The organism is uncultured Nitrospira sp. (assembly GCA_902500695.1).
In the GTDB taxonomy this organism is placed as follows: domain Bacteria; phylum Nitrospirota; class Nitrospiria; order Nitrospirales; family UBA8639; genus Nitrospira_E.
On record CABVRQ010000135.1, the window covers coordinates 1 to 5,458 of the forward strand.

3 protein-coding genes are annotated in these 5,458 nt (G+C 50.6%); all 3 read right to left on the minus strand.

Annotation, left to right across the window (positions count from 1 at the left end):
- A partial coding sequence (locus AAH187_RS18590) for a molybdopterin-dependent oxidoreductase (protein WP_342349983.1) occupies positions 1-2,248 on the minus strand: 2,248 nt, incomplete at its 3' end.
- Between the two features lie 43 nt (positions 2,249-2,291).
- Positions 2,292-2,489, minus strand: coding sequence for a hypothetical protein (locus AAH187_RS18595; RefSeq protein WP_342349984.1), 198 nt, complete (start codon positions 2,487-2,489; stop codon positions 2,292-2,294).
- Between the two features lie 141 nt (positions 2,490-2,630).
- The gene (locus AAH187_RS18600) at positions 2,631-4,592 is read right to left on the minus strand and encodes a cytochrome ubiquinol oxidase subunit I (protein WP_342349985.1); all 1,962 of its coding nucleotides are present in this window, start codon (positions 4,590-4,592) and stop codon (positions 2,631-2,633) included.
- Between the last annotated feature and the right edge of the window lie 866 nt (positions 4,593-5,458).

The window sequence follows — 5,458 nt, forward strand, 5'->3', positions numbered from 1 at the left end:
CCGTCATTTCGGTGAGTTTGGCCGCGACGCCCGCCACCGTATCCAAATCGTTCCGCGTGTCATACAACGGGCGAATACCGCCCTTCCATACCTGCATCCAAGGGTTAGAAACGGTGGCGGTCATTTCCGGATAGGTAAACTCCATCCACCCGTTTACCGAGAATGACAGATCAGCATGATTCACATCGGAAGTCATTTCAATGTCCTGAGTCACAATCGCTTCAATGTGGGGATCCACATTCTTGACCATGTCATAATGATGCTTTGAATTATTGAGAATATTGACATTGGCGACCCATCGGAGCTTGCTCGGCGTCGGCATATGCGTTTTGCCCGTAAACACCCGTCGACCGTATTTCGGTGTATTCACAATCAACGCCGTATCGCCGTGGTTCCAGTATGTCGTCTCTTCGCCGTAATAGTACGGACGGTAATTAATCTCTTTCCCATGGGCATTCGGGTCCGTCGTGATCTTGAACGGATTTTCCCCGGTGTGTATGCCAATACCCTCCCCTGACCATGGCGTGGCCGCCCACACACCAACTTTATAGTTTCCTGACCACGTATGACATCCGGTTCCGAATTTTCCCATGTTTCCGGTCAGTATCATCACCATTGCGGCCGCACGTCCCATCGACGTCATATGAAAATAGTGACAGACGCCTTCTCCATTATGAATGGCGGCAGGCTTGATGGTCCCGTTATCCCGGGCCCATCGCACAATAAGGTCTTTCGGACATCGATTGATTTGATGGACGGTATCCAGATCGTAATCCTGAAGATGAACCTGGTACATCTGGAAAAGGGGCATGACATCTGCTTCCCTCCCACTCAGCAATTTCACCCTGAACGTTCCCGTTAACGCCGGATCAAGCCCGCTGTTTTTAAAATGCCAACCCACCAGTTCACGATGAAGAGGGACCGCTTTCTCCTGGTTGAGGTCCCACACCATACACCCCCCAAGGCGAGAGATCTGCGCAGGCGACAGCCCTTGCACTTTACCGGAGTAAGATTTAGAAAAATCCGGGAACGTAAAATCTTTAATGACGTCCCGCGGATCCAAATATTGCAAGGTATCCGTGCGAATTAACAAGGGGAGATCCGTACTGGATCGAATGAAATCGCTGTCCTGAAGCCCTTCGTCTAAAATCATTTTGCAAGCCCCAAGAAATAACGCCCCATCGGTCTCGGGGCGGACCGGCATCCAATAATCAGCTCGTTGTGCTGTCGGATTGTATTCCGGGGTAATGACCACCACTCGGGCGCCCCGTTCAATGGATTCAAGTTTCCAGTGGGCTTCCGGCATCTTGTTTTCGACGAAGTTTTTACCCCAGCTCGTGTTCATCTTGGTAAACCGCATGTCAGAAAGATCGCAATCGATGGCTTGCGCTCCTGACCAAAAAGGCTGAGAAGGATCCTGATCACCGTGCCAGGTTAAATTATTAAAATACCGGCCCCCCTGGGCACTGTCCGGTCCGACTTTTCTCACCCAACTATCCAACAAGGCTCCACAGCCTCCGTTCATCCGGGTAATGCCCATTTTGCCTATGACACCTAGTACGGGCATTCCGGCTCTGAATTTCATGGCCCGAACGCCCGAGCCCTTCATCATCTCGATCATTTCCGGAGGATACCCTTGCTCCCGTAATCTCCTCGCCCCGGCCTCGCCGCTATACCGGTTGGCGATGATGATCATGGCCTTCGCCAAATAGGTAAATGCCGTATCCCAGGATACCCGCAACATATCATCCAAATAGCGGGCATTGAATTTATATTTCGTCATGACCGTTGGCGTTAACTCCGGACTTCCGTCATCCATCCAGGCTTTCCAGCCACGCCGCATCAACGGTCCCTTCAACCGATACGGGCCATAGACCCGACGATGATAGGTAAACCCCTTCAGACACATCCGCGGGTTATGGGCAAAGGTTCCCCGATTGCCATAGAGGTCCTCATACGTCTGATGATCGTAGTTTTGCTCCACGCGCATCACCACCCCGTTCCGGACAAACGCCCGGATACGACAAGCATGGGTGTCATTCGGGGAACAACACCAGGTAAACGAACTGTCATACCGATATTGATCGTGATACACCCGTTCCCAGGAACGATCCGGATATTCGCCCAATGGGTTACCCACTTCGACAACAGGCTGCAACGCCGTCAACGCCAGCGCTTTATCCGCCAACGCCACAGCAGCTACGGTGCCTGCAGTAATTTTCAAAAATTGCCTTTTTGTAACAAACATGAAACGCTCCTCCAAATTAAGGTTTACATTCCTCACAGCCCAATTAGTTCGGATACCCCTCCTTTCTTTGAGACTGCCTTAATCGATGCCGTTCCCAGACATTCAATTCAGCAGGTATCGCCATCGCGCTTTTCGGTGGCTCAACCATAAGATTCGCCCAGCCTAAGATGAGGACTCCCACGAAACTGACTATTCCGAAGATCATTTCAATCAGAGGATTGGCAACCCAAAACTCCATCATCTCGCTCTCCTTTTTTCATCCACACCCACATGCACTCCACCCTGAATGTGTAGACGCTCCTAGCAGCTCCCTGTCTTAGTGCTGACACCATGCATCCATGATTCGCTCACCACGCGATCGATATTTTCCCGATGAAACACTTCAGGAACGACCGGCCGGCTGAGGTGTAAAATCCTTCACAGTCGGAGACTCTGGAACCCTGGACGTCTCCGGCACAGTCGATTTTTTCCCGGCAAAAGCCGCCAGCCAGAACACAAAGAGAATGGTCGACCAGAACAGCAGAACATTGAAGGAGATCATATTCGCGGCAAACCCGATGGTATGGGTATAAGCCCATGGCGAGTTATCCCGCATGACCTCGTTCACATGCCAGAAGAGGCGGACCGATGAACGGATGTATCCCATCAAGGCCATCATCCAGGTAAATTCCGTGGCCAGGGCGATCAGCGCATATTGCGACCGCGCCGGCATTTTTCCCCATTGAATGGGCCCGGCGACTCTGGCCCCCTTGAGCATGGCCAGGTTCATCGGCATCATTAACAGGAGGCACGACATCGTGGTGGCCACCTGGGGAACCGACAGTCCAATCCGCACGTTTGCGGGGATATAATATCCATAGACTGCCAGCCAGATAATATTGAGACTTCCCGTCACGATAAAACAGGTCATGAAAATATTGCCTAATTTTTTCCATGACACGGCGGGAATTAAATTGCCTCGCTGATACCAAATGAAACTCACAATCGTCACAATGATGAGCATATTGATCCCGCCATTTTTGGCGGACATGACCCCATAGTTTCCCAGGACGGGATGCTGTTGGCCTCCCATCGCTTTCAACTCAGCCGGGCTCATGACAATGGTATGAGGAGTGATAAAGACCAATAACCCCACGACCGCGACAAACACGAGGTATTTAATATATCGTTGAAATCGTTCCGCGCCCGGCATCCGCCCGAAGCATTGCCACAAGTAATAACTCGTCGTCATGAAGAGCGCGCCGATCATTGTCGCCTGAATAATGAATAACCAGGCGAGAAGACCGCCCATCAACGTAATCCCCATTTGCTGGCGATAGGCATAGACTTCCCGCATGAGCCAATAACCCGCAAACGGCAAGGGAATGAGGAAGATGACCGCGATAAACATCGCGACATATCCCATCCAGTCATAATGAGCCCGCTCTTCATCCGATTTCGCCGACAAAAACCGATAGGCCGCGTAGGCGGCAACGACGCTACCGCCGAATGCCATATTGCCTAAAATTCGGTGAACATTCAGTGGATTCCACAAAGCACTATGAATCGCATGCCAAATATTTCCGAGATACCGTCCTTCCTCATCCACCCCTGCCGGCGACATCATGAAGGCGATCCACGAATTCGCCAAAAACATCAGCACGGTTCCAATGACATTCAAGACCACCGCGATGCTCAGATGTACCCATTTCAGGACCCCCTCCCTCATCCTGTCCCATCCATAGTAGTAGATGTACAGAGTTCCGCTTTCTGCCACGAAAAGCAGAGCATAGATGTGCATGACGGGACGGAAGATCCCTGAGAGATAACTGAAAAATGTTGGATAGAGTGTGAGAAAGGTAAAGAGAAGAATGCCACCAAGGATGGCAGTGAGCGAATACGCCGTCAGACTGATTCGGATAAAATCATAGGCCAGTTGGTCGTACTTCTTCGCCATGGCCTTGTCTTTGGTCACCATGCCAATGAACTCGATCACCATGCAGAAAATGGGAACCGCCAAGACAAAACTCCCGTAATACAAATGTTGCTGGTTCGCAACCCAAATCAGCACTCGACTTTCAAAATTGCCATAGCGGGGATAATCATGCGTGTTGTTCGCCGTGAGTGGAGCCGTTTCACTCGACACCACGCCCTCTGTCTTGTAATAAATATCCCGTCCCATTTCGGCCGGAGCTTCCTCACCCTCGACAACCTCCTGCGCAGGCTGGGGACCTTGCCCTCCCGCTCCCGAGGCAATGGCTTCACCATTTCCAAATAGAATCGGCATCGCAATGCCGATGGGAAGCAGTAACATTCCCGCAATCAGGCTGATCAGAATAATTGCGGAATTTTTTTTAAGTTTCATTCCCTTATGCATTCCATTCATTTCTCTCCCCCTCAGATCATTGAGTTCATCGGACAGGCAAACAATTTTTCCCGTGGAGAAATTTATGTATCAAGCTTTTCTGACGTTGCTGCATTCTTGGCTCTACCAATTTCATTCATGCCTTTCCTGTATGTTATTGAACGGTCTGCATGGGCCATGCCCAATAAAGATAATTCGATGGCCTCAGACAATCCCTTGTAAACTATAGTTTCACCGGTTTTTTATGGGGGAGACCCTCCTCAGGCGAATCCTTCACCCACGAAAGAGCGTGGTGGGTGGTGGTGGTCGCCCACCGCTATGCGTGGTCGAAGTCAGTAAAATACGGGACACTACAAAAGGGGGAAACAGAGGAGGAGGACGAAAAAGGATAAGACACCCGCAAACCTGATGACTCTCCAGATTGCCGGGATTTCTCAAGCCCGGGATTCAGTTCGGAGAATAAAGTTGGGAAGGACTACTAAACGGCAGGACCAAAAGTTGACGAAACAAGGTGAATCGCATCGTGCAAATATGCCCTCCCCCCAAAGCCCACTCAAGCAACTCATGAGGAGAATGGACACCGGCAAGGGGTACCTGAGTGGAAAGACCATAGCTTCGAAAAGGCGGTGACAACTTTACGAGTGATATCATTACCATGGGTTTGATTGTCCCCCGTGTGATCGGGACAAATGGACACACACCACGCACCGGCTTTGGCGGCATTCAATGCTTACGTAAGAAAAAAACACAAAGACACATTCACCAGGATGCCTTCGGCCGTCAACCGCTTTGTCGCTCTAAGACCGGAAGGTGTCAAAGGATACTTCACAAGACATTGCTATGAATTTTCTCTAATGCATTGCCTT

What these genes read in the sequence shown, in the direction of transcription:
- AAH187_RS18595 (WP_342349984.1), bottom strand. Translation starts at nt 2,489, where the DNA reads ATGATGGAGTTTTGGGTTGCCAATCCTCTGATTGAAATGATCTTCGGA.
- AAH187_RS18600 (WP_342349985.1), bottom strand. Translation starts at nt 4,592, where the DNA reads ATGAAACTTAAAAAAAATTCCGCAATTATTCTGATCAGCCTGATTGCG.